The sequence below is a fragment of the Agreia sp. Leaf283 genome, from assembly GCF_001422485.1.
Lineage (GTDB): Bacteria > Actinomycetota > Actinomycetes > Actinomycetales > Microbacteriaceae > Agreia.
The window spans coordinates 413071-437661 of record NZ_LMNF01000001.1 but is presented as its reverse complement, the minus strand read 5'-3'; the positions used below and the strand labels follow the sequence as shown (position 1 = coordinate 437661).

The 24591-nt window shown below is 67.9% G+C and carries 17 protein-coding genes; 11 read left to right on the top strand and 6 right to left on the bottom strand.

Annotated features, from left to right (window positions below):
* Positions 1 to 5 precede the first annotated feature (5 nt).
* Entirely contained in the window at positions 6 to 1487 is a 1482-nt protein-coding gene (locus ASF51_RS19515; RefSeq protein ID WP_055924433.1) for a LuxR family transcriptional regulator, read from the bottom strand.
* A gap of 228 nt (positions 1488 to 1715) precedes the next feature.
* Between ASF51_RS19515 and ASF51_RS01905 the strand changes: the two genes are divergently transcribed.
* Entirely contained in the window at positions 1716 to 2624 is a 909-nt protein-coding gene (locus ASF51_RS01905) for a hypothetical protein (protein ID WP_055924430.1), read from the top strand.
* Positions 2625 to 2763: 139 nt separating this feature from the next.
* On the opposite strand, the gene ASF51_RS01900 is transcribed toward ASF51_RS01905, so the two are convergent.
* Entirely contained in the window at positions 2764 to 4662 is a 1899-nt protein-coding gene (locus tag ASF51_RS01900) for an IPT/TIG domain-containing protein (protein ID WP_055924427.1), read from the bottom strand.
* Between the two features lie 348 nt (positions 4663 to 5010).
* Between ASF51_RS01900 and ASF51_RS01895 the strand changes: the two genes are divergently transcribed.
* The 4 genes from ASF51_RS01895 to ASF51_RS01880 are packed head-to-tail and all read left to right on the top strand — an operon-like array spanning position 5011 to position 9067.
* The gene (locus ASF51_RS01895; RefSeq protein WP_055924424.1) at positions 5011 to 5763 is read left to right on the top strand and encodes a SipW-dependent-type signal peptide-containing protein; all 753 of its coding nucleotides are present in this window, start codon (positions 5011 to 5013) and stop codon (positions 5761 to 5763) included.
* Positions 5764 to 5812: 49 nt separating this feature from the next.
* Entirely contained in the window at positions 5813 to 6433 is a 621-nt protein-coding gene (locus tag ASF51_RS01890) for a S26 family signal peptidase (RefSeq protein ID WP_055924421.1), read from the top strand.
* Positions 6423 to 7244 (top strand): hypothetical protein, encoded by an 822-nt coding sequence (locus tag ASF51_RS19300; protein ID WP_162236920.1) that lies wholly within the window; start codon positions 6423 to 6425, stop codon positions 7242 to 7244. Before ASF51_RS01890 ends, ASF51_RS19300 begins: the two co-directional genes overlap by 11 nt.
* Entirely contained in the window at positions 7241 to 9067 is a 1827-nt protein-coding gene (locus ASF51_RS01880; protein ID WP_055924417.1) for a choice-of-anchor G family protein, read from the top strand. The genes ASF51_RS19300 and ASF51_RS01880 overlap by 4 nt, the downstream gene beginning before the upstream one ends.
* Here the strand turns inward: ASF51_RS01880 and ASF51_RS01875 are convergent.
* Together ASF51_RS01875 and ASF51_RS01870 are read right to left on the bottom strand one after the other, a co-directional pair.
* Positions 9064 to 9705, bottom strand: a complete 642-nt coding sequence (locus tag ASF51_RS01875) for a hypothetical protein (protein WP_055924414.1) — start codon at positions 9703 to 9705, stop codon at positions 9064 to 9066. The two genes, ASF51_RS01880 and ASF51_RS01875, sit on opposite strands and share 4 nt — an antisense overlap.
* A gap of 9 nt (positions 9706 to 9714) precedes the next feature.
* The gene (locus ASF51_RS01870; RefSeq protein ID WP_055924412.1) at positions 9715 to 10569 is read right to left on the bottom strand and encodes an endonuclease/exonuclease/phosphatase family protein; all 855 of its coding nucleotides are present in this window, start codon (positions 10567 to 10569) and stop codon (positions 9715 to 9717) included.
* A 160-nt stretch (positions 10570 to 10729) separates the two neighbouring features.
* On the opposite strand from ASF51_RS01870, the gene ASF51_RS01865 reads away from it, so the two are divergent.
* The 4 genes from ASF51_RS01865 to ASF51_RS01850 all read left to right on the top strand — a co-directional run bounded on the left by ASF51_RS01865 (position 10730) and on the right by ASF51_RS01850 (position 17188).
* The gene (locus ASF51_RS01865) at positions 10730 to 11185 is read left to right on the top strand and encodes an SRPBCC family protein (RefSeq protein WP_055924409.1); all 456 of its coding nucleotides are present in this window, start codon (positions 10730 to 10732) and stop codon (positions 11183 to 11185) included.
* Between the two features lie 227 nt (positions 11186 to 11412).
* The gene (locus tag ASF51_RS01860; RefSeq protein WP_055924406.1) at positions 11413 to 11616 is read left to right on the top strand and encodes a hypothetical protein; all 204 of its coding nucleotides are present in this window, start codon (positions 11413 to 11415) and stop codon (positions 11614 to 11616) included.
* Positions 11617 to 11788: 172 nt separating this feature from the next.
* Positions 11789 to 12178, top strand: a complete 390-nt coding sequence (locus tag ASF51_RS01855) for a hypothetical protein (RefSeq protein ID WP_157411966.1) — start codon at positions 11789 to 11791, stop codon at positions 12176 to 12178.
* 405 nt (positions 12179 to 12583) lie between these two features.
* A complete protein-coding gene (locus tag ASF51_RS01850) occupies positions 12584 to 17188 on the top strand; it encodes a metallophosphoesterase (RefSeq protein ID WP_055924400.1) in 4605 nt (1534 codons plus the stop codon).
* Between the two features lie 149 nt (positions 17189 to 17337).
* Here ASF51_RS01850 and ASF51_RS18900 read toward each other — a convergent pair whose 3' ends face one another.
* Together ASF51_RS18900 and ASF51_RS01845 are read right to left on the bottom strand one after the other, a co-directional pair.
* Positions 17338 to 17517 carry a hypothetical protein gene (locus ASF51_RS18900; RefSeq protein ID WP_157411965.1) on the bottom strand — a complete coding sequence of 60 codons (180 nt, stop codon included), beginning with the start codon at positions 17515 to 17517 and terminating at the stop codon, positions 17338 to 17340.
* Between the two features lie 131 nt (positions 17518 to 17648).
* Complete coding sequence (locus ASF51_RS01845) at positions 17649 to 18113, bottom strand: adenylyltransferase/cytidyltransferase family protein (RefSeq protein ID WP_055924396.1); 465 nt, start codon at positions 18111 to 18113, stop codon at positions 17649 to 17651.
* 185 nt (positions 18114 to 18298) lie between these two features.
* Between ASF51_RS01845 and ASF51_RS01840 the strand changes: the two genes are divergently transcribed.
* On the top strand, positions 18299 to 19006 hold the full coding sequence (locus ASF51_RS01840) for a hypothetical protein (RefSeq protein ID WP_055924393.1): 708 nt from the start codon (positions 18299 to 18301) through the stop codon (positions 19004 to 19006).
* 145 nt (positions 19007 to 19151) lie between these two features.
* Positions 19152 to 24584, top strand: a complete 5433-nt coding sequence (locus tag ASF51_RS01835) for a PKD domain-containing protein (RefSeq protein WP_082479470.1) — start codon at positions 19152 to 19154, stop codon at positions 24582 to 24584.
* Positions 24585 to 24591: the final 7 nt, after the last annotated feature.

Genomic DNA, 24591 nt, shown 5'->3' with positions numbered 1-24591 from the left:
CCGATCTAGGCGATGCCCGCCCGCTGCGCGATGTCGGCGGCGGCTCGCCTCGAATTGACGCCCAGCTTTCGGTAGAGGCTGCTCGTCGTCGTCTTCACGGTGTTCTTGCTCACGAAGAGAGTGTCGGCGATCGACTGCAGCGACTGGTCGGATGCCAGATGGACGAGCACCTGGCGTTCCCGACGGGAGAGCGATGCGAGGGCTGCCCCGGTCGTCGCGGTCTGGTCGGTCGAGACCGCCGGGGAGTGAACGGAAAGCCCTGTCGACGCGGAGAGTTCGAGCAGGTGGGCCGGGGCGATGATCGAGTAGTTGCTGTAGAGCCGCTCGATCTCGATGATCGCATGAGCCGTCGTGAACGACGTCGCCGCTGCCTCGGATCGTCCGAGACTGAGTCGGGCCGCCGCGGCGAGGAGCTTGGCCGCGGACTGCAGCCGCGGGCCGCGATCCTCCTGAAGCGCACGGGCGGCCTCATCGAGAGCGGCGTGCATCGAGCCGGCGCGGTAGGCCGACACGGCCGACATGAGGTGGGCGAAGGCCGAGGGATCGGAGTCGCGCTCGACCGGTGTGGTGTTCCTGCCTCGAATCGTCGCCAGCCCGTCGTAGGCCGCAACCAGATACCGCGCGAAGGCGCCGCTGCGTCGCAGAGCCTCCGGTTGGCTCAGGCGCTGCGCGTCGAGAAGGGTCTCGACCTGCACGATGTCGGCCTCGCTGTGGGCAGCCCAGGCCCTGACCCACGCTTCGGCCGCCCAGTACTCGCCGATGGGAACGGTCGCCAGCTCGGCCAGGTGCCCCGGTATCGAATCGGAGTCGCATCGATCGATCGCGACCAGAGCCGCGGCAAGATGGAGCGGGGCGTCGTATCTCGATCCGATCGTGGTGATCTGTCGACCTCGGGCGATCCAGGACTCGGCCTCGTTCAGCCGTCCGTGGTCGGCGTGAAGCCAGGCCAGCGATGCCGCGGCCCGCCGCGCGATCAGCGGCTGGCCCGTCAGATTCGACAGCTCCCACGCCTCCTCGTACTCCAGCACACCGCCGACATCGGCCACCTCGAACGATCGCCCCCACTGCAGCAGCAGATGGGGCAGCTCCATCTGTCGCTCGGCGCGCTCGGCGGCCGTGATCTCGTTGAGGATGCGACGACCTTGCCGGGCCGATCGCACAGCGTCGGCCAGTCGCCCGTTCGTTCGATATCCGGCGGTGCGCCCCGCCGAGTTGATCATGACGTCGAGCGGTTCGGACTCGTCGTCGGAGCGCCCGCCCTCAGCGATCGCGATGTCGTGGAACCGCCGGGGGTCATCGCCGCTGATGACGTGCTGGAGGTAGTTGACGGCGACGAGGAGGCTGGGAATCTCGACGAAGGCCTCGCCCGGCAGGTTTCTGATCGAGGCGAGAAGGGCCTCGGGGCGACTGGTGACGAAGCGATCCCAGTGGGCCGACTGCAGCGCGAGCCCGGCACGCCACCCCCGCGTTCGCGCAGCCTCTGCCACCGCCGCGGGCAGGGCTTCGGGTGAGAGGGACTCTCCTTCGTGCGGCGCCTGGCTGCTCTGCGCAGAACGAGGGTCGCTCAGGTTGTCGTCGATAGCAGCACCGGGGTCTAGGGCTCAACATCTCACCGGATGATCCGGCCGACTACAAGTCTCTCACGGCCCCCAGATGTGGGTAATTGTCACGCGCAAGGAACTCGCCTCGAGGCCGCTCGGTTGCGATGATGGAGCATGACCGATGGGCAGAACGAACTGCGGGCGATCGCTCGATCACTCTACGAACTGCCGCCGTCTCGTTTCACTGCGGCTCGCAACGAAGCGGCGTCGGAGGCATCGAAGAACCCCGCCCTGCGCGCACTCGCGCCCACCCTGAAACGGCTGCCCAAGGCATCCCCGACCGCCTGGGCCGTGACCGCGCTGGCCCGCGACGACGCAGAGTTCTTCGACAGCCTGCTCGATCTCGGTCGACGCCAGCGCGAGGCGCAGTCCGCCCTCGACCCCGTCGAGATGCGCTCGCTCGGCGCCGACCGCCAGCGGCTCGTGGCCGACGCGTCGTCACGGGCGCGTGAACTCGCCGTGCGGGAAGGAGTCGTGCTGAGCGGCTCAGCGCTCATCGAGGTCGGTCAGACTCTGCAGGCGGCGATGACCGACGAGGATGCCGCGGCCGCGGTGCGCGGTGGGCTCCTGGTGCGCGGTCTCACCGTCTCGGGGTGGGAGCCGGTGGCGCTCGCGGGTGCCGAGGCCCTTCCGGCTGACGGGGTGCCCGAGCCGGCCGGCCGAACGACGGGCCGTGCACGGTCGAGGCGGGCGAACGCATCCGAGGCCGCCACCGAGGCGGCGGCCCGGGAGCGCAAGCAGGCCGAGGACCTGGCCTGGCAGGCCGTCGACGACGTCGCGGTCGCGCGGGCCCGGGTCGCGGAGGTCGACGACACCCTCGCCGGACTCGCGGAGCGTCGCACGGAGCTCGAGGCCGAGCGGGCGGAGATCGAGGAGCAGCTCCGAGGTGTCGAAGCCGACCTGGCCGAGGTGTACCGCGACACCCAGCTGGCGAATCGCGAGAAGAAGTCTGCGGAGCGCGATCACCTGCGCGCGACCCGCAGGGCGAAGCAGGCCCAGGAGAAGCTCGATCAGCACGGGTGACCGCGTCGAGGGTGAATACGAAGGTGAAAGACCCCCGTATCTCCTCGACAGATGTCGAGAATTCCTTACCTTGAATACTGAAGCGCCGGCCCAACCCCCAAATGGGCCGGCGCTTCCTTGTATGTCAGGCCTGACGCGACTACTCCGCCCGGCGCTGTCGACGCCACACGGCGGCGGCCGCGAGCGCGGCTCCGAGCAGCAGCAGGATGCCTGCGGTCCAGATGATCGGCGCGGGCGCCGATCCCGTGGATGCGAGCGTTCCGGAGCCGCCTGCTCCCGCGGCCGCTGTCGAGACGTACCGGAAGGTCGTCGTGCTCGTAGCTCCTCCGGCCGTGGTGACGGTGACGACCGCGTTGCCGGCCGCGCACGGAGGGGTGCGGAAGGTGAGCACGGTGCCGTCGGCGTTCACCGACACGTTCTCAGCGGCGATGGTGACCCCGCAGATCGTCACCGTGGTCGCTCCGGGAACGAAGCCCGAGCCGCCGATCTTCACGGTCGTGCCCCCGGTGGTCGGCCCGGAGCCCGGTGTGATCGTGGTCGAGGTGGGCGGGGCCACATAGAGGAACGCGTCGTCGACACGCTCGGCGTCGTCGCCCGACGTGATCAGAACCACGTCGGTGAAGCCCGCCGGGTTCGCGGGAGTGACGACGACGATGCGTGTGTCGGTCGGCTCGCCCACGATCGTGGCCTCGGCGTCGCCGAAGAACACCTGGGTCACGTCGGCGAGGTCGGTGCCCGTGATCGTCACCGTGGTGCCGCCCGCGGTCGGTCCCGATGACGGGGTGATTCCCGTGACCTGGGGAGAGTCGGCGGACACGTAGAGGAACTGCTCAGGAGAGGTCACGTCGTTGTCGCCGCCGAAGTTCACGACGACGTCGGCGAGCCCCGTTCCCGGGGGAGTCTCGATGACGATCGAGGTGCCGTCGTCGGAGATCGAGACGATGTCGGCGTCGTCGCCGCCCACCGTCACGCCCGTCGCTTCGCCGAGACCGGTGCCGGAGATCGTGACCTCCGTGCCGCCGGCGTCGGGACCCTCGTTCGGCGAGATGCCCGAGATCGACGGCTCGACGTAGAGGTAGGGGAGCGTGGCGGCGCTGCCCGGGTTCGCGACCGAGACCACGGCGTCTCCTGCTGTGTTCGCGGGGGTCACTGCGGTGAGCGAGGTTCCCGCCTCGTTGGGCACGATGTCGGTTGCGGCGATGCCGTCGAAGGTCACGGTCGTGGATGCGTTGAAGCCGGTTCCGCTGATCGTCACGGTCTGCCCGCCGAACGTCGGCCCCGACGGGGGAGTGATGCTCGAGAGCGTCACCGGAACGATCGCGGGCGTCTCGCACTCGGCGTTGGCCAGGGTGATCGTGGCGGCGATCTGGTTGACCAGCTCGATCTCTCCGACCGTGCCGGTGAGGAAGACGCGCGCGACGAGCGCGCTCGCGGTGGCGGCGGTGGCCGTCGCGTCCTCGATCTCCTGCACCTCGACCCGGAGGGTCACGCCGGCGAGGGCTCCGACGGCGTCGCCCTCGAGGGTGGTCTCCGTGCTCACGATGTCGCCCGACGAGACGTCGACGCCGACCTGGTCGAGAACGTTCAGGTTCGCGATCTGAGCGACCGCGGTGGCGTCCTGGCCCACGACGCAGGTCGTGTCGGCGGTCACCCCGCTCAAGGTCAGAAGATCGAGGCCGAGCAGGTCGACATCGGCGGTGGCGATCGCCGCACTCGATGACGATCCTGCAGGACCTGTCGTCGAGGTGGAGGTCACGCCGTTGACGTCGATGCCCGCGAGCAGGGCGTCGATGAGCGTGTAGTCGTCGGTGGGCGACGTCTGCGTGCCCGGCGCGGTCACGGCGGTCTGGCCGACCGTGGTCTCGTCGAGGACGATCTGGATGCCGGCGATGTCGACCGTCAGTTCGGCCTGGGCGCCGTAGGCCGATGCGTCTCCGGGTGCTGCGAGTGCGGGACCCGCCACCACGAGAGTCGTTCCCGCCACGAGTGCGGCGGTCACCCCCGTCGCAAGCAGGCGTCGTGCGATGCGTCGTTGCATGTGTGTTTGCTCCTTTGCAAACCCGGCGCTCCCCTGGGGCCGGATGCGATCACGCTACTCAGCGCTGATACCCCCCGATTGGGGAGCCGACGATTTCAGTAGTGCGTGTTAGCGTCCCCGGCCTGACGGCGACGGTCGACGCCGGTGCCCACGCACTACGGGTATGTCACGCGAGCGCTACGGAATAAACACGGGGTACTACCGAGCCCCGGTACGGGCGCTACGGGACTGTCCTCGCACCACTACTCGAAGTGCTCTCAGGCGCCCCATCGTGAATTCTCCTCATGTCATCGTTCAACCCTCAGAGGCCACATAGGGGCGGCTTCATCTAGTTCGGGGAGATCAGTCATGTCACAGTCATCAGAATTCGAAGCGCCGGAGACGCCGGCCGGTTCGTCGCTCAGAAAGCGTTCCACGAGGCAGAAGGCGTTCGCCGTTCTCGCCGCAGGTCTTGTGCTGGGTGTCGGCGCAACCGTGACACTGGCCGTGTGGAACGACTCGGAGTGGGTCGTCGGTGGAACGGCCGGAGTCGATGGCGACCCGGGCACTCCGGGCGTGGGCACCAGCACCTTCGAAGTCCAGCAGAACACGAGCGTCGACTTCGACGCCGACGCGTGGACCGACGAGGAGACCAACCCCGGCGGCTCGCTGACCTTCACCACCGGTGCCCTCACGCTCACCCCGGGTGATGCCATCTACGCGCCGGTCTCGCTCAGTACGACCGATGGCTCGGTCGCCGCGCCTTCCGTGCGCCTCAGCGGAGCGGTCGCCGCGACGAACATCCCCATCGACGACCCGGGCAACCTGCTCACGGCTGCCCTCGAGCTGCGCGTCGTTGTGGCGACGGGCGCACGAGATGCCGATCCAGCCGCCTGCACCGCTGCAGCCTTCGGCCCCGCCGCGACCTACGTCGTGGGCACGGCAGACGAGGCCGCCGGGCTTGCCACCGCCAGCACCGTCGTCAGCGCCCTCGCAGCAGACTCGGGCGACCAGCTCAACTACTGCTTCCAGGTCTCGCTCCCCGATGACGCGCCCGACACTCTGCAGGGTCGAGCGGTCGCTCCCGCCTGGCAGTTCGTGTCGGCCTCCGAGCTCGACTAGCGGTCCGCATCACACCACCCGAGACCGACTGACCGGAAAGGCGATTCACATGACGCGAGTCGCCGAGTTCCGCGAGACCCACCGTGGACATCCCCATGCGCACGGTGGGTCTCGTCGGCCGGGGCGACTCAGGATCGTCGCCTCCCGAATCCGAGATGTCGCGCTCGCGGCCGCCGGAGTCGCCGGCCTCGCCGCCATCGCCTGGGGCATAGCCACTCTGTTCTTCGGATTCTCGCTCGTGACCTTCGCGACCGGATCCATGGCCCCGACGATTCCGGCGGGATCACTGGCTCTAGTCCGCCAGGTTCCGGCCTCAGAGCTCGAGGTCGGGCAGGTCGTCACCCTCCAGAGAGGAGGGGAGCGGCTGCCGATCACCCACCGCATCACGCGCATCGAGCCCGACCCGAACGTGCCGAACGGTCGCATCGTCTCGATGCAGGGCGATGCGAACACGATTCCCGATCTCTTCCCGTACCACGTGAAGACCGGAAAAGTCGTTCTCGGCTCGATCGCCGGCGGGCAGGCCGTGAGCGATGCGATGGGCAGCCCGGTCACCCTCGTCGTCGTGACTCTCGGCGCCGGCGCCCTCGTTCTCTGGGCCTTCTGGCCCCGCACCCAGCAATCCAGCACCACCGAACCACGAAGAGGTGAGAGACGCCATGCGCGTTGAACCCGCATCCGCGAGACGCCGAGCAGCGACAGCGCTCGCCATGGTCTTCGCCGTACTGCTCATGGTGGCGGGCATCGCGCTCGTCTCCGCCCGGGCATCCGCGGCCCTCGTTCTGCCGGGTGATCCCGACCCGCAGCCCGGCGCCCCGGGGTATCTGACGCTCGAGACGTCGCCCGATCCGCTGCAGTTCCTCGACATGAGCCCGGGAGACGTGGGGTACGGGCAGATCGAGATGACCCTCGAGACGGCGACGACCGCGCGTATCGCCCTCGAGATGTATGCCGGGGGAGAGCTGCTCACCCACCCCAACGGTGTGGTCATCTCCATCGCCTCCTGCGACGCGGCCTGGACAGGCATTCCCGCCGAGCCGGTCACCTTCGATCCGGCAGACCCCGGATGCGGCGACAATCCGCAGGCGATCACCTCTGTCGGGCCGGGTGCCGGATCCGACGGAACACCATTGTTCGACCTGGGCACGCTCGACGCCGGAACCCCCCGCTTCATCCTGGTCGAGGTGCGGATGCCCGACGTCTCCGCCAGTCGCGACGAGAGTCTCATGGGGCTCACGGGCGACTTCGCCTTCCACGTTCTCGCCGAGGGCGACGACGTGGTGCCGACCAATCCCACGACCACGCCGGGCGCCCCGGCAACGCCGGGCACCTCGGGTTCGGGTACGAAGGGTCCGGGTGGGCTCGCCAACACCGGACTCGACGTCCTCGCCGTTGTCCTCATCGGCTCCGGGGCCATCGCACTCGGAATGATCGTGCGTCACCGCCGAACACTCACGCCACGACGAAGGAGCGCGTCATGACCCCGCGCAGCACGACCCGCCGCACCCTCTCGCGCTCGGCCACGCGCCGACTCGTCGGAACCCTCGCGGGGGTTGTCGCCATCACCGTCTCGGTGGCGACGTCGATCACGGCGGCCCCGACAGACGCCTCCTGGCTCGATGCCGAATGGGACTCGTCGACCATCGGTACGCTCGACTGCGGACCCGACGGCTCGCCCTTCACGACGCGGGCATCGGGCAAGCTGCTGGGCGGAAGCCTGGCCGGTATCGACCTCGACGATCTCGCTGAGCTCGACGGTATCAGCGGGGTGAACGACGCATCCGGTGTCGCGATCACGCCCCCGCCGCCGCAGTCGAACTCGCTGGGCGAGAACGCCTACGCCAACCCGCTCACGGTCACGGCGCTCAGTACTCTGCAGGCCAGCCTGGGCGACCTGCTGCTGCTTCCGCTCAATGCCGACCTCGGTGTCGACAACAGCTACGTGCAGGTCAACTCCGATGGAACATCCACCGGTGCGACCGGCGCGGTGAGCAACAGCGGGGCCATCCAGACGACGGCCAGTCAGCCCGGCCCTAACCCGCCCACGTTCGCCACCCTCCAGCTGAGCACCATCGTGCAGTCAGCCCTCGGACAGAGTCTGAGCACCGTCGTTTCCGGCCTCGCCGACGCGTCGCTCGACGTGGGCGCGGTCGCATCGAGCGCAACGCTCGATGCGTGCGCCGCCACCTGGACGGGCTCGATCGTCTCATCGCTCCAGCGCCAGTACGCCGTGGCGGGAGTGGACCTCGACCTCACATCTCCCACGGTCGGCACTCTCGTGACGAACACGAGCTCCGTGATCACGGGACTCGACGGCACGGTGGAGGGTCTTGCAGGCAACGCGGGAGTGCTGTCATCGCTGACGACCGGGCTCACCGGTCAGCTCAACGCCCTGCTGAACACGCTCGGACTCGGGTTGGGGTCGATCACGATCAGCAACCTCGCCGTCGGTATCGATCTCGACGACGTGAACGGGCTGCTCGACGACACCATCTCCGACGACGCCGGCATCGTGAGCATCGATCTCGTGACGGGACGGATCTCTGTCGATCTCGACGGTCTGCTCGGGGCGGCCTACGGCACGACGGGCATCAACGGGCTCCCCGCCAACACGCAGCTGCTCATCAACGACGAGATCCTCAACGCGCTCACGGCGGCGACGACCGAGGCGCTCGTCAACTGGGTCGACGATCTGGAGGGCGCCATCAGGGCGGCGCTCGAATCGATGACCGTGTCTGCCAAGGTGGTCGTCAACGTGCTTCAAGGGTCAGGCCCCCCTGTCGCCTCGATCACGTTGACGATCCCCGAGGTCTCGCTGGCCGCTCTCACCGCCGGCACGCCGCTCGTCACCACGTCGATCTCCCTGGCGGGAGGCGCGGCCTGCAACGTCGTCACGGCCATCCTGTGCGGACTGCTCAACACCCTCGCCGGAGGATTGGCGGCGAACGTCTCCGCGTCACTCGGAACGGCGCTGAATTCGGCGCTCTTCACTCCCGTGACCGGTGTTCTCGCCACGACCAGAACGGCGCTGCTCGCGCTGACCACCCCCGTGGTCACGCTCGTATCGAATGCGACGGATGTGCTGTTCGGAGAGGACTCCCTCCTGTCGCTGACCGCGAATGCGCAGAACACTCCGAACCCGGCTAACGGCAACCCGGAACCTGCATGGACGGTCGATGGGCCGGATGCGGCGACGAGGTCGACGGGGCAGTACGACGTGGCCGCCCTGCGGCTCACCGCGGAGGGAACTGCGGTGCAGCTCGACCTGGCGCGGTCGTCGGTGGGATCGAGTGCCCCGCGCTAGCCGATCTCCCGGAGCCGTGTGCGGGAGTCGGCCGGCGTGGCCGCCTCGGCGTGCGGGGCGATCCACCGGCTCTCGGCCGTGAGCCAGCGGATGCACAGACCGGCCAGCAGCGAGCCGAACCCGCCCACGGCGAGGTCTCCGATGGTGTCGGTGTAGCTCACGAAGATGGCCGAGTCGATGAAGGTGTGGCCCGCCCACTCTCCCATCTCCCAGAGCACCCCGGCGGCGAGCCCGAACACCGTCGTCAGGAGCGCGGAGCGGAGCAGCGACGGCGTTCCCGCCGTGACGTCGGGCACGACGCCCGTTCGCGCCGCCACCACGAAGAACAGCGCGGCGAGCAGTCCGTTGGCGGCGAAATGGATCACGATGTCGAGCCAGTCGATCGACGTGTACAACTCGAAGACGCCGCTCCAGGCGGCCACGAGCAGCGTGCCGCCCACCGCGATGTCGAAGCCGGGGCGCAGCCCGAGAAAGCGCGGCACGAGCATACCGAGCAGTGTGAGCGCGAAGACCGCAACCTCCACGAACCCCCAGTGGATGCCGCCGATGGCGATGCTGACGACGCCGAGCACGCGAAGAGCGTCGGCCGTCAGTTCCGCACCGCCGCGCGGTCGCCGCAGGAAGGTCTCGGTGATCACGCTCGAAGATTACCCGGCGGTGCCCTGCGCGGGCAGGGCCTTGCCAGGACGCACGAGAACCTGCACGGGCTCATGGTCGGATGCGGCGGCGGCGTCGAAACGCGAGGCATTGATGGCCGCCTCGCGCACCTCGATGCCGGGGCTCACGAGAATCCAGTCGATGCGTTTCGTGCCGGTCTTGGGCGTGCGGTAGTTCGAGAACGTGCCCCACGGGGGCGTGAGCCGCACGCCGGCCGCGGTCCAGGCATCCACGAGCGGCCCGGCGTCGCCGGCGATCGCCTCGAACGGGGCCGTGCCGACGTCGGTGTTCGTGTCGCCCATCACGATGACGGGCTCGTCGCTCGACGTGGCGAGCGCGGCGAGCTGCTCCGCCGAGTGCAGCCGGGCCCTCCGTGCGATGTGGTCGAAGTGGGTGTTGATCACGCGCAGCGGCTCACCAGTCTTCACGTCGATGAACCGGGCGACGACCGCGACGCGCGGAATCATGTTGCCCCAGGAACGCGACCCCGCGACATCCGGTGTCTCTGACAGGGCGATCTGGCGCCAGCTCTCGAGATGCAGTCGGCGCGAGTCGTAGAACAGAGGGCATCCCTCGCCGGTGCCGTCGGCGTTGCGTCCGTAGCCGATGCGGCGGTAGTGGGGCCCGAGCACAGCCGAGATGAAGAGGGCCTGGTCGGGCAGCGCCTCTTGCGTTCCGAGCAGAGTGGGGCGCTCGCGAGAGAGCAGCTGGCGGATCAGCGGCTGCCGCCTCGACCAGAGGTCGGGGCTTCCGGGGGCGTTCTGCCTCATGCGGCGCCGGATGTTGTAGGTCATCACATGCAGATCGGGTGCGTGGGCTTCGCCGAAGATCGGGGCGTCTGTCATGGGGTCAGCGTAGGCCGGGATGCGGGGCTGTTGCTGAGGGCTGTTGCAGAGCGCTGTTGCTGTGCGAGTCGTGCGTCAAGGGGGTCACCCCCGGCTCCCCCTGCCCGTAGCGTCGAGGAGGTACAGACAAGTTGATACCGCACTACGAGGAGTTGTTCACATGCCCCAGATCATCGAGACCGTCGACGTTTCTGTTCCCGTTTCCGTCGCCTACAACCAGTGGACTCAGTTCGAGGAGTTCCCCAAGTTTCTCGACGAGGTCGAGTCGATCCAGCAGGTGACCGACACCCTGACCGAGTGGAAGATCAAGGTCGGCCCCGTCGAGCGCACGTTCGAGGCCAACATCACCGAGCAGCACCCCGACGAGCGCGTCGCCTGGACGAGCACCGGCGGCGAGGTCGACCACGCCGGCGTCGTCACGTTCCACAAGCTCGCTCCCACCGAGACCCGCGTGACCGTGCAGCTCGACTGGGAGCCCACCGGCCTGCTCGAGAAGCTCGGTTCGGCTGTGGGTGTGGGCGGCCACGCGGTGAAGAAGGACCTGAAGAACTTCAAGGAGTACATCGAGTCGGAGGGCCACCCCGACGGAGCATGGCGCGGCGACGTCGAAGCCTGATAGCTCGCACAGCACGAGAGGCCACCCCACTCGGGGTGGCTTTTCTCGTGTTGGCTGCAATCCGATTCCGCTGCCGCGCCGAATCGTGAGAATACGTCGTTTACCGGGCCCTGTGAAGTCCCTTGTGCCAGAACACGACGCTCTGTAGCGTTGCTGCAAATACACTGAGAATCACTCAACCTACCGTGATCGCGCCTGCGATCAGCAGAAGGAGCGAAACACCACCCATGTCTTCCGCCATCATCGAACGTCACGGCCCTCGTCGCGCGTACATCCTCCAGACGGACGGCGCCGAGAGAACGAGCCGCCTCGCCACGGTCTATCGCATGAGCGACGGCTGGCACGCGAAGCTCAGCGACGACCACACGAGAGACGGCTGGTCGGGCCCGTATGGATCACCCGAAGAGGCCTTAACGCAGATCGTCGCCTGACGAGACTGCGCAGAGATTCGACAACTAACTGACTGATCCTTATCTTTAGAGAAGAAGGCGTCGGCTCGCCCCTCAGCTCGAGCCGCCGTTTCTCACCCAGACTCTCTGCGCACCGGTTTTCTCCAACGGATGCGGCTCGCCCCTTATCTGCTCGGATGCCATGATCGCCCCTGTGCCTGCACGTGCCCACGCCAACATGTCTGCAACGGAGCGCGAGCTCACGTTCGACTCCCTTCTCGCCGAGTTCGGCGAGGCGGAGGAGGTCGAGGCACCCGTAGCGGAGTTGGCGCCCGCGAAGTTCGAGATGCAGTCGGCCCCGGTTCCGGATGCTGCCGCCCCGAGGTCGGCCTTGCCCGGTGCCCCTGAGGCTGCGCGGCCCACGTGGGCCGCGCGGTCTCGCGCCCTGCTGTCGCGCCCTGTTTTCTCGCGACCCCTTCTGTCGCGGCCTGTCCTGTCCCGACTGCGGGCGAAGGCGTCTCCTGAGGTGCTCAAGCTCAGCGGCCTGATCGTGGTCGCCGCGCTCAGCCTGACCCTGGTCTTCGTCGCGCTCTCTCGCGCGTGATCCATCCGTCAGAAAACGCGCGTAATCGGGCCGCAAAGAGCGTTTTCTGACGGATCGATGCAGCTCTTCGTCGCGCTCTCTCGATGACGACTGCGTAGCGTGGAGGCATGACGTCCTCCACCCCGAAGCGCCTCCTGCTCGCGATCGCTGTCGTCGCCCGCTCGCGGCCTCGCCCCTAGGTCGAGTAGCTTCGCGCGTCATCCATCCGTCACAAGATGCTCGTATGAGGGCCGCAAAGAGCGTTTTCTGACGGATCGATGCAGCTCATCAGCGAATAGCGACGACACGTTGCGAACCTGCCCGTCACCCCGCGTTCATCTTGCATCTGCATGACTGCCCCCGATTGGGGAGGTCGCGGCTCGTAGGTTCGAGGAGTTTTGTTCCACCACCTCTGGGGTCTCCACGTTGTCTCGCTCACGCCTGTTCGCCTTGCCCGCCTTCGCCTCGGTTCTCGCCGCAGCCCTCATCGCTTCGAGCGCGGTTCCGGCCTTCGCGGCATCGCCGGCGGGAGAGGTGATCGTCACCGAGATCGCGCCTGACAACACGGGCGTCGACTCGTTCGAGTACGTCGAGGTCGTGAACACCGCGTCGACAGACGTCACCGTCGGCGCGGGCGGACTCTCGCTCGCCTACATCTACGCCGATACCGACGACCGGGCCCGTGACATCCCGCTAACGGCTCCCGCCGGCACGGTGCTGCCGGCAGGCCAGCCGGTGGTGCTGTGGCTCAACTACACCTCGGGCTCGGTCGACACCTCGGCGTTCACGGTCGACGACTTCCGGGCTTATTGGGCGGGCGTCACCGGCACGACACCGGATGCCTACACCGTCGTTCCGCTCACCGGCCAGGCCGGCATGGCCAACAGCGGGGGCCGCGGAATCCGCGTCGTCGACGCCGACGGCACAGCCATCTCGTGGTCGTTCTACCCGTCGGGCTCCGTCGCCGTCGACCGAGTCGCCCAGTTCGCCCGCCCCGCAGACACCGCTCAGCGCAGCATGACCCTCGCCGCGTCGGCCGCCGTTCCGAGCCCCGGGGTCGTCGACCCCGCTGTGCTGGTGCCGCCGACCCCGACCGACCCCGAGCCGACGGCGCCCCCGACGACCGAACCCACGACATCCCCCGAGCCGACGACCGAGCCGACCACGCCCCCGACGACCGAGCCGACGACCGAGCCGACCACCCCGCCCACCGAGCTGCCCGCCGACCCGACCCTGGTCGCATCGCCGCTGCAGATCACCGAGCTGCTGCCCGACTCCACCAACGTGGGCAGCGCCGACGGCTACGAGTTCATCGAGGTCTACAACTCGAGCGACAGCCCGGTCGACTGGGCCGACTACACCCTGCGCTACCTCTACCCGGTCACCGACCAGACCAACTCGTCGACCGCGCTGTGGCCGAGCACGCCCCGCGACGTCGTCATCCCCTCGGGTGGCAAGCTCGTGCTCTGGGTGAAGAACGCCTCCAACAGCAGCCTCGGCCTGGCCGACTTCAACACCCACTTCTCGACTGATCTCACGCAGGACCAGCTCGTCGACGTGGTCTCGGCCGGCATGGCCAACGGTTCCGCCCGAGGCATGCAGATCGTGACCAACACCGGCTTCGCCCTCAACCGCGCGTATTACAACATGGTCTCGACGGTCGACGATGTCGATGCAGAGCAGGGAATCCAGTACGGCTTCGACGCCGCCGACATCACCAAGCAGGCCCTGCTGCGCAAGGCTCCGGCGACGCCCGGCTCCGTCACCGCAGACCAGGTTCCGGCCGGGCTCGTGGTCGTGCCGACGGATGCGCAGGCGCCCGCGATCACCGACAACACGGGCGACACCGTCGACCCGGCGGTCGACTTTCCGATCGACTTCACCATCACCGACGACCGCCAGGTGCGCACCGTGCGCCTCACGGTATCGAACGACGTCGACCAGACGCCGACGGTCATCGACCTGCTCGGCCAGCGCGTCGACCCCGCCGACACCGATCCCGCCGACCCGCTCTCGCGCTACGCCTACGAGATCCCCGGCGTCGACCTCTACGGCAAGGCCTGGCTCGAGTACTCGGTCGAGGTGCGCGACGGAACCAACACCGTCACCACCGAGACCCGCCGCGTCACCGTGAGCCAGGGCGACACCGATCCCGTGCGCCTCAATGTGACCGAGGGCCAGTGGCTCAGCGGAACCACCCGGGTCGCGGCGTCCGCGAGCACCCCGCCCGGCGCATCCCTCGACATCGACGGCGCAGCCGTGACCGACACGACCCGCTCGCTCGAGCGCGAGCCCTACTTCGCGTTCGAAGCCGGCGGAGTCAACACCTTCTTCCGCAACGGCGTTCTGATCGGCCCCGACATCCTCACCATCTTCGACGAGGGCATCTTCGAGGGCGTCGAGACGATCACCACGAAGGTTCCGCTCAGCTACGTCACCGCGGGCCAGCCGCTGACGCTCAGTGTCTGGGCCGGAACCAAGGCGGCTCCCGAATTGAGCGTCGAGAACAACGACGACTTCACCATCCAGAACCCGCGGCTCGTGCTTCCGGATGGGCGGGCCCTGCGCCCGGCCGGCTACGACGACCCCACGAAGGTTCTGCAGATGGGCGACACGACCGGAAAGCTCGACTTCTACGACGCCGTCTTCACGCTTCCCGATGACGCGTTCGGCGCTGTCGCCCACCAGTGGAACACGACCGCCGTCACCGACGGGGCCCACGTGATCGGGGCATCCGCCGCAGACCTGCGCGTCGAGCGCACGGTCAATGTCGACAACACCGCCCCCGAGGTGACCACCAACATGGTCGCCGAGACCGAGTACCGCGGCGAGTTCGTGATGACCGGCGGGGCCACGGATGCCGGATCGGGCCTGAGCGCGTTCGTCGCGACCCTCGACGGCCAGGCCGTGCAGCTGCCGTACCGGGCATCGAGCGTCGACCTGGCCGGAGGCTCGCACACGCTCGCCATGAAGGCCACCGATGTCGTGGGCAACGTGACCGACTCCTCCGTGGTGTTCACCACGCCGGTCGAGCAGCCGTCGGGCATCGCCGTTCTTCCTGAGGAGGGCGCCGAGGTCGTCGAGGGCGAGGCCGAGCTGAAGGCCCGCGTCGACGACCCGAGCGGCGACACGCTCGCCGTGGAGTTCGCCCGGGGCTACGAGCTCGACGCGGCGAACGGGGGAGTGTCGAGCCGAGTGGGCACGACAGAGGTGTCGACCGAGGTCGACTCCGCTCTGGCAGCCGCGGCCGCTCGCGCCCTCAGTGCCGACGAGGTCTCGGCGCTCGGGGGAGTCGACGGACTCGACACCGAGATCAGCTCGGACACCGCCCTGCCGTACCAGGTCTTCGACGTGGCGATCCCGGCCGATGCCGGCGCCGACTACCAGACGAAGCTCACCTGGACGGGATCGGCGAACACGGGCGCCAAGGTGCTCATGTACGTGCGCAACGTCACGACAGGGGCGTGGGAGGAGATCGACCGCCACGTGACCGTCGACGCCGACGACGTGGAGTTCGGGCTCACGGCCACCGTCGCCGCAGCGGACCACGCGGCGAACGGAACCATGCAGGTTCTCGTGCAGCACTCGGAGGGATTCTCGGGTGCACCGCGCTCGACGCGCGACACCCCGATCACGCCGCTGAACGCATCCGACACCCCGCGCAGCGACTACGACTTCACGCTCGGGTGGGAATCGGACACGCAGTACTACAACGCCGACCCGAACAACTACAAGCACCAGGAGGCGATCCACAACTTCTTCCTGACGCAGCGCGACAACCTCAACCTGCAGTACGTGACGCACACCGGCGACATCGTCGACAACAGCCTGATCAACGACCAGTGGGTGCGGGCCGATGCGGCCTACGACAAGCTCGATGCCGCGGGCCTGCCCTACGGTGTGCTGGCCGGCAACCACGATGTGAACCAGATGACCAACGACTACACGCAGTTCAGCCAGTGGTTCGGTCAGCAGCGGTTCGAGTCAAACCCCTGGTACGGCGAGAGCTACCTCGACAACCGCGGTCACTACGACCTCATCAGCGCGGGCGGCATCGACTTCATCCAGGTGTACATGGGCTGGGCTCCGGGCGACGCCGAGATCGCGTGGATGAACGAGACCCTCGCGAAGTACCCCGAGCGCAAGGCGATCCTCAACCTGCACGAGTACATGCTCACCACGGGTGGCCTCGGGCCGGTGCCGCAGCGCATCTACGACGAGGTCATCGCCACCAACCCGAACGTGATGATGGTGATGTCGGGGCACTATCACGACGCCTTCACGCGCTACGACGCGTTCGATGACAACGGCGACGGCACGCCCGACCGCACGGTCACGCAGATGCTGTTCGACTACCAGGGCCTGGCCGAGGGCGGCCTCGGCTACCTGCGTCTCATGCAGTTCGACAACGCGGGGCAGAAGATGACGGTGCGCACCTATTCGCCGTCGCTCGACGACTACGACTCCGAAGACCCGTCTCTCGAGCAGGAGCACCAGGAGTTCGTCGTGCCCTACGCGACTCTGGGCATCCAGCCGAAGACGAAGACGCTGCGTACCAACGCGTTCACCGCCGAGGTGCAGACCACGCAGACGATCGGAGCCCTCACCGGCATCGCCAGCGGAACCGAGGCCGCCATGCCGTGGCCGACCGCGCCGCTGGGGGAGCAGGGCTGGTACGTCACGGTCAGCGACCCGTATGGCGCGCAATTCAGGTCGGGCGTGAGTACCTTCGTGGTCGTCGCGGCGCCCGAGGAGCCGACGGAGCCGGCCGAGCCCGGTGAACCCGGCCTCCCCGGTGAACCGCAGCAGCCGGGCCAGCCCGGTGCACCGGATGCCGGCACCCAGCCGGCTGCGCAGCCCGCCGGCTCGGGCTCGGGTTCGGGTTCGGGTTCGACGGAGACGCTGGCCGCGACGGGTACGGACCCGCGCGTCGGTCTGTGGATGGCGCTGGCCCTGCTGCTGGCCGGCCTGGCAGGGGCACGGCTGGCGGCCCGCCGCCGCACTGTGCGCCCGTCGGCGTCGGTCGACTAGGCCGCCCTCGGCCTGTCCGCGCGGCATCGAGCCGTCACGAAGTGCTGTTATCAGGCCTGGGAACAGCATCTAGTGACGGGTCGATGCCGCCCGGGCAGCTCTGCCGGGCAGCTCTGCCGGGCAGCTCTGAGGGCCAGTGAGCGCCGAGGCTATCGGCGGCGCGTGACTCTCGTCGCGAGGGACAGGCTGTACGCGAGGGCGATCGCTCCCACGGTCGCCACGAGATCGATGGCGAAGCGCGCTCTCGCCGGCGGCGTCTGCTCGTCGTAGAGCTGTGCCGAGGCGGCCACGAGAACAAGCCCGGGCCTGCTGTGCGCTGTGTCAGTCATGTGATCCCCCATGGGGAATCTGCGGCCTGCGTTCTCCCCGCTGCCCAGCCTAGGTCATGACGGGCTTGCGGGCACAGTGAAGGCCCGGCTGCTCGGGGAGACCAGCCGGGCCGTTGGGGGTATAACTCTTGTCAGCTGCCAGTCGCGCCTCCGTTCGCCGTGCGTGCATACTCGGGTTCGAGCATGAGGTCGAGAATGCGCCGGAGCTTGCTGCTCGACGTGTGGGCTGTGTACGGGAAGTAGACGACGTCGACGCCGACCTCGGCGAACTCCGCTTCGAGGCGTCGGCCCTTGTCTGTGTCGCGCCAGTCGTCGCCCTTGAAGAAGACGTCGAAACCGACCTCGCGCCAGGTGTCGAGCTTGTCGGGCACGACCTCGGCGCGGGCCTGGTCGACGTAGGAGATGTGGCTGACGATCTCGAGCCGTTCGGCCAGGGGGATCACGGGGGTGATGCCCTTGTTCTGAATCAGCATCTCGTCGGAGACGACGCCGGCGATCAGGTAGTCGCACTGGCTCTTGGCGTGCTTGAGGATGTTGAGGTGTCCGACGTGAAAGAGGTCGAAGGCGCCGGCCGCGTAACCGATCTTGATGACCATGGGGGCTCCAACCGCATAAGTGAGAAAACGTCAAGTTTCCACAACGCTAGCGAAAGATGAATTCTGAACGCAAGGATTTCTCACTTTTGACCTGTATTGGGGGTGGGATCCCGGCTGAGACCCCCGTGGATGCTTCGCCGGCTCGTGCGAGAATGCTCGATAACTCCAAGCAAAAGGTTGACGACATGAGCGGTTCGAACGCAGACGGCCCTGATCTCTCGCAGGGTGTCTCCACGCCTGAACGGCCTCGCCGCATGCGTCCCTGGCTGCTGGCGGTCATCGGCGCTGTGCTCGTCGTGGTCATCTGCGTCGTCGTATGGGCCGCCGTCACGTCCGCCAACTCCGCCGGATCGCCCTCGCCCTCAGCGTCTGCGACGACCGCGGCCGACGACTCGGCGGCGACGTCCACCTCCTCGCCCTCCGCCTCGTCCGACCCGAGCGCAGACCCGACGACGGCTCCGGATGCTGCCGGTGGCGACGTGCGCGCCACCTCCGACCCGAATCCCTTCGATACGCCTGCAGAGGTCGCGCCGGGAGTGACCGCGTCGATCGGTGCCATCACTTCTGTCACGGGCGTGGCGTCAGGGGTGGGGGAGTCGGGAGGCCCGGCCATCCGCTTCGAGGTCACCATCACCAACACGGGCGGCGAGGCCGTCGACCTGCAGAACACCAGGGTGACCGTCGACTCGGGCGCGGATCGCGCCCCGGCCAGCGAGCTGAGCGGAGGCCCCGACATCGTCGCCTTCCCCGCGACTCTCGACGCCGGCGCGAGCGCTACCGCTGCCTACGTCTTTACCGTTCCGGCAGAGGGGCGCTCCGACGTGCGCATCTACGTCGACTACCTCGCCTCGGTTCCGTTCGCCCTGTTCGCCGGCTCGACTCCCGCCGCCTAGAACCCGAAAAAGACCCCCGATTGAGGGATATTCATTATTTGGATATCCTGATAGTTTCCGTACCCAGGGACACACTTCTGCTCAAAAAGTTGAGCAATCATCACTAAATTCTTTCATCCAGAACCGCGTAGACGCTGAGGAAACCATGGCAAAGCCACGCACGCTCCGGGCACGGGCCCTTCTTGTATTGACGACCGCCATCGCCGTCGTCGGTGCCACACTCGTGGCGTCGCCGGCCATGGCCGACTCGAAGCCGATCGACCCGACGAACCCGGCCACGCCGACGACGGTGTCGGCCGACGCTCTTCCGACGGTGCAGATCGACGGAGTCGTGTGGCAGCAGGTCATCATCGGTGACACCGTCTACGCAGCGGGAAAGTTCACCACCGCTCGCCCCGCGGGCTCGGCGCCCGGGGTCAACACCGTGCCGCGCAACAACATCCTCGCCTACAGCCTGTCGACGGGTAACCTCATCACGTCGTTCGCGCCGAGCCTCAATGCCGAGGCCTTCTCGATCGCCGCGTCGCCCGACGGATCGCGCATCTACGTCGGTGGCTCGTTCACCCAGGTCAACGGATCGTCGGTGTGGCGCATCGCGGCGCTGAACCCCACGACCGGTGCCCTCATCACCTCCTTCCTCCCCAAGCCGGCCGGTCCGGTGCGGGCGATCGTCGCGACGAACACCTCGGTCTACATGGGCGGTCTCTTCAGCACGGTCGGTTCGGAGCAGCGGCCGGGCGTCGCCGAGGCCAGCGCGGCCAACGGAGCCCTCACCGCCTTCGCCCCGCAGGTCACCGGCGGGCGAGTGAACGGCCTCGTCCTGTCGCCCGACAAGTCGCAGCTCATCATCGGCGGGCAGTTCACCGCCATCAACGGATCGTCGAACCCCGGCTACGGGCTCGGCTCCGTCAGCACGACGGACGGCTCGCTCCTGCCCTTCGCCGTGAACAACACGGTGCGCAACGGAAACACCCAGTCCGCGATCACGAGCCTCTCAAGCGACGGCGACTCGTTCTACGGAACCGGCTACGTCTTCGGCAGCGGGGGAAACCTCGAGGGTGCCTTCCGTGCCAACTTCAACGGCGGCACCGTCGACTGGATCGAGGACTGCCATGGTGACAGCTACTCGGTGAAGCCGGTCGGCGACGTGGTCTACGTCGCGAGCCACTCCCACTACTGCGGCAACATCGGCGGATTCCCGCAGACCGACCCGTGGGGCTTCCACCGGGCGCTCGCGTTCTCGAAGACCCCGACGGGCACCCTCACACAGGACATCTACGGCTACCCGAGCTTCACCGGCAACCCGTCGCCCTCGCTGCTGAACTGGTTCCCCGACCTCGACACCGGAACGGCGACGGGACAGAACCAGGGTCCGTGGAATGTCGACGGCACCTCGAAGTACGTCGTGATGGGTGGCGAGTTCAAGAACGTGAACAACACGGCTCAGCAGGGACTCGTGCGCTTCGCCGTATCGAGCGCCGCACCCAACGTGCAGGGCCCCCGCGTCACGGGCTCCCGTTTCAACCCCACGGTCACGTCGACCGTGAGCGGCACCGTGCGCATCCGCTGGGCGGCGAACTGGGACAGGGACAACAGCAACCTCAAGTACGAGGTCTTCCGTGATGGCAACACCACGACCCCGATCTACACGACCACGGCCGAGTCCTCCTTCTACAACCTCCCCTCGATGGGCTACGTCGACAAGGGTCTGGTTCCCGGCAAGAGCTATCGCTACCGCGTGTTCGCCACCGATCCGTTCGGCAACATCGCGCGCTCCGACTCCGTCAGCATCGTCGCCACGGCCACCGGGCAGAGCGACAGCGCCTACTCCACTGCGGTCATGACCGACACTCCCGCCGAGTACTACCGGCTCGGAGACGCCGCCGGTACGACGGTGGAGGACTGGGCGGGCTTCAATGACGCCGCGGTCAACGGCCCCGTCGACTTCGGTGCCGCCGGCATGGACGAGGGCAACAGCAACACGGCCATCGGCCTCACCGGCTCGGGATATCTGACCACGCCGAAGGCGGAGAAGAGCCCGAACACCTTCACCGTCGAATCGTGGGTGAAGACCACGTCGACCGACGGCGGAAAGATCATCGGCTTCGGCAACGCGGCCACGGGCACATCCGGCTCGTACGACCGCCAGGTCTACATGGGCAATGACGGCAAGATCTGGTTCGGCGTCTACACGGGCAGCACCGCCACCGTCACCTCGGCCAAGTCGTACAACGACGGCGCCTGGCACCACGTGGTCGCGTCGCTCAGCCCCCAGGGCATGAAGCTGTTCGTCGACGGCAAGACCGTGGGCGCCCGCTCCGACGTCACCCAGGGCCAGGACTTCACCGGCTACTGGAGGATCGGCGGCGACAACCTCGGCGGATGGCCGGGCCAGCCCAACAACTCCTACCTCACCGGAAACATCGACGAGGTCGCCGTCTACGGCGCAGCACTGACCCAGGACCAGATCGTCGCGCACTACGTGGCGTCGGGCCGGGTGTCGCCGATTCCGCCGGCACCGGCCGACGCCTATGGCGCATCCGTCTTCAACCTCGACCCGACGCTCTACTGGCGCCTCGGCGAGAGCAGCGGACAGGTCGCTGTCGACTCCAGCAAGAGCGAGAACCCGGGTGACTACACGGGACTCGTGACTCAGGGTGCCGCGGGTGCTCTCTCGGGTGTCGGCAACACGGCGGCCACCTTCGCTCCCGTCGACAACGGCGGGTGGCAGGAGGCGGGCGTCTCGAGTGCGACCCAGTTCAACAACCCGAACACCTACGCTCTCGAGCTCTGGTTCAAGACGACCACCACCCAGGGCGGCAAGCTCATCGGCTTCGGATCCAATAAGACCGGTGGGTCGGGCGGCTACGACCGCCACCTCTACATGGAGAACGACGGGCGCCTGACGTTCGGCACGTGGACCGGCCAGACCAACACGATCACCACCCCTGCCGCCTACAACGACGGTAACTGGCACTACGTGTCGGCGTCGCAGTCGTCTGCAGGCCTGAAGCTGTTCGTCGACGGTGAGCTCTCGGGCACCAACCCGCAGACGCAGGCTCAGGACTACAGCGGCTACTGGAGAGTCGGCGGAGACACGACGTGGGGCAACACCGCGCCTTACTTCTCGGGCACGATCGACGAGGTCGCGGTCTACCCGCGGGCTCTGACAAGCGGTGAGGTGCAGAACCACTACGAGCTCGGCTCCGGCGTGCTGCCGAACGTCAAGCCGGTCGCCTCGTTCTCGTCTGTCGTGACCGATCTCGATGTGGCGTTCGACGCCTCGGGTTCCGTCGACCAGGACGGCACGATCGCCTCCTACGCCTGGGACTTCGGAGACGGAGCCACGGCGACAGGAACGACGCCGGTGCATCACTACTCGGCGGCGGGAGACCACACGGTCACCCTGACCGTGACCGACAACAAGGGAGCGACCGATTCCGTGCAGCACACGGTCACGACGATCCTTCCCAACGTCGCTCCGGTCGCCGCGTTCAGCACTGTGGCGACCAACCTCGGCCTGACGGTCGACGCCTCTGCGGCGTCTGATTCCGACGGCACGATCGCCACCTACGCCTGGGACTTCGGAGACGGAGCGACCGCGACCGGCGTCACGGCCGGCCACGTCTACGCCGCAGGCGGAACCTTCCCGGTCACCCTGACGGTCACCGACAACCGCGGCGCCGTCGTCTCGGCCACGCAGTCGGTCACGATCACCGCTCCGCCCGCGAACGTGGCCCCCACGGCCGCCTTCACGAACACCGCGGCCGATCTCACCGCGTCGTTCGACGCGACGACATCATCGGATGCCGATGGCTCGGTCGCCTCGTACGCCTGGGCATTCGGAGACGGCACCACGGGAACGGGCGCGACGACCAGTCACGCCTATGCGACGGCGGGCACGTTCAGTGTCGTGCTGACGGTCACCGACAACGCCGGTGCCACCGGCACGGTGACGAACTCGGTCACCGTCACCGCTCCGCCCGTGCAGCCCTCGCCGACGCTGGCGACGGATGCGTTCGGACGCACGACGACGGGCGGACTCGGCACCGCCGACGTCGGAGGCGCCTGGTCGGTGACCGGCGGCACCGCGAACTACTCGGTCTCGGCGGGCAAGGGCCAGCTCAAGTCGACGAAGGCGGGAGCGTCCCTTGCGGGATCCCTCGCCGGTGTCTCCTCGACGAAGACCAACGCCAAGGTGACCTTCTCTCTGTCGGCCGTCCCGAACGGCTCCGGTGAGTTCGTCTCGCTCGCCGGCCGTCAGGTCGCCGTGGGAACGGACTACCGGGCACGGGTGAAGGTCGCCTCCAACGGTGCGATGACCCTCTACATCGGCAAGACCGTGGCAGGGGCGGAGACGACCCTGAAATCGGTCAACCTCACCGGCAGCTACGTCGCCGGTACCGAGTACGTGATCCGCACGGAGGTCGAGGGATCGGGCACGACGTCGATCCGGGCAAAGGCGTGGCCGAAGTCGCAGACGGAGCCGGCCAACTGGCAGGCGACGATCGATGACACGACCGCCGCGCTGCAGGCTGCGGGCACGGTCGGCGTGATGACCTACCTCAGCGGTTCGTCGACCAACTTCCCGATCGTGACGTCGTTCGACGACCTGTCGGCCACGACGATCGGCGCGGTCGTCACTCCGCCGACGCCCACCAACGCCGCACCCGTCGCGGCCTTCACCAGCTCGACGGCCGGCCTGACGGCATCGGTCGACGGTTCGTCGTCGACCGACTCCGACGGCTCGATCGTCTCGTACGCCTGGAACTTCGGTGACGGCGCCACGGCGACCGGTGCCACGGCATCCCACGCCTACGCGGCCAGCGGCACCTACACGGTGCAGCTCGTCGTCACCGACAATGCGGGCGCCACGGCGACGCTGTCGAACTCGGTGACCGTCACGAGCCCGGTCGTGCCGGTCGACCCGAACCCCGGGGCTGCCCTCGCGACCGACTCGTTCGAACGCGCGGCGACGGCAGGGTTCGGATCGGCGGACGCGGGAGGCGCCTGGACGGTGAACGGCGGAGCCGCGAACGCGTCGGTCGCCTCCGGAAAGGGAGTCCTGACCTTCAGCAAGGGCGGGGCCGGTCTCAACGCCTTCCTGCCCGCCGTCAGCTCGGCCAGAACCAACGCGGTCGTCACCTTCTCGGTCGACAAGCTCGACAACGGCACGGGGCAGTACGTCTCGCTGGCCGCCCGCCAGGTGACTCCCGGCAACGACTACCGCGGCAAGGTCAAGATCGCCGCGAACGGCGCTCTGACCCTCTACCTGGGCAAGACGGTCGGCGGTGTCGAGACGACCCTGAAGACGCTCGCCGTGGCCGGAACCTACGTGCCCGGCACCGAGTACTCGCTGCGGGTGCAGGCCATCGGCTCTCCCTCGACGACCGTGGCAGCCAAGCTGTGGCCGACCGGCCAGCAGGAGCCCGTCGACTGGCAGCTGACGATCGATGACACCACCGCGTCGCTGCAGGCGCCCGGAGCAGTCGCTCTGATCACGTACCTCAGTGCATCGACGACGAACTTCCCGATCCGGGTGTCGTTCGACAACCTGTCGGCCGCACCGGTCCTGTAGTCAGAGG

Bases quoted from the DNA above. Each gene is read 5' to 3' on its own strand.
- ASF51_RS01905 (WP_055924430.1), top strand. From the start codon at position 1,716: ATGACCGATGGGCAGAACGAACTGCGGGCGATCGCTCGATCACTCTAC.
- ASF51_RS01900 (WP_055924427.1), bottom strand. From the start codon at position 4,662: ATGCAACGACGCATCGCACGACGCCTGCTTGCGACGGGGGTGACCGCC.
- ASF51_RS01895 (WP_055924424.1), top strand. From the start codon at position 5,011: ATGTCACAGTCATCAGAATTCGAAGCGCCGGAGACGCCGGCCGGTTCG.
- ASF51_RS01890 (WP_055924421.1), top strand. From the start codon at position 5,813: ATGACGCGAGTCGCCGAGTTCCGCGAGACCCACCGTGGACATCCCCAT.
- ASF51_RS19300 (WP_162236920.1), top strand. From the start codon at position 6,423: ATGCGCGTTGAACCCGCATCCGCGAGACGCCGAGCAGCGACAGCGCTC.
- ASF51_RS01880 (WP_055924417.1), top strand. From the start codon at position 7,241: ATGACCCCGCGCAGCACGACCCGCCGCACCCTCTCGCGCTCGGCCACG.
- ASF51_RS01870 (WP_055924412.1), bottom strand. From the start codon at position 10,569: ATGACAGACGCCCCGATCTTCGGCGAAGCCCACGCACCCGATCTGCAT.
- ASF51_RS01865 (WP_055924409.1), top strand. From the start codon at position 10,730: ATGCCCCAGATCATCGAGACCGTCGACGTTTCTGTTCCCGTTTCCGTC.
- ASF51_RS01860 (WP_055924406.1), top strand. From the start codon at position 11,413: ATGTCTTCCGCCATCATCGAACGTCACGGCCCTCGTCGCGCGTACATC.
- ASF51_RS18900 (WP_157411965.1), bottom strand. From the start codon at position 17,517: ATGACTGACACAGCGCACAGCAGGCCCGGGCTTGTTCTCGTGGCCGCC.
- ASF51_RS01845 (WP_055924396.1), bottom strand. From the start codon at position 18,113: ATGGTCATCAAGATCGGTTACGCGGCCGGCGCCTTCGACCTCTTTCAC.
- ASF51_RS01840 (WP_055924393.1), top strand. From the start codon at position 18,299: ATGAGCGGTTCGAACGCAGACGGCCCTGATCTCTCGCAGGGTGTCTCC.
- ASF51_RS01835 (WP_082479470.1), top strand. From the start codon at position 19,152: ATGGCAAAGCCACGCACGCTCCGGGCACGGGCCCTTCTTGTATTGACG.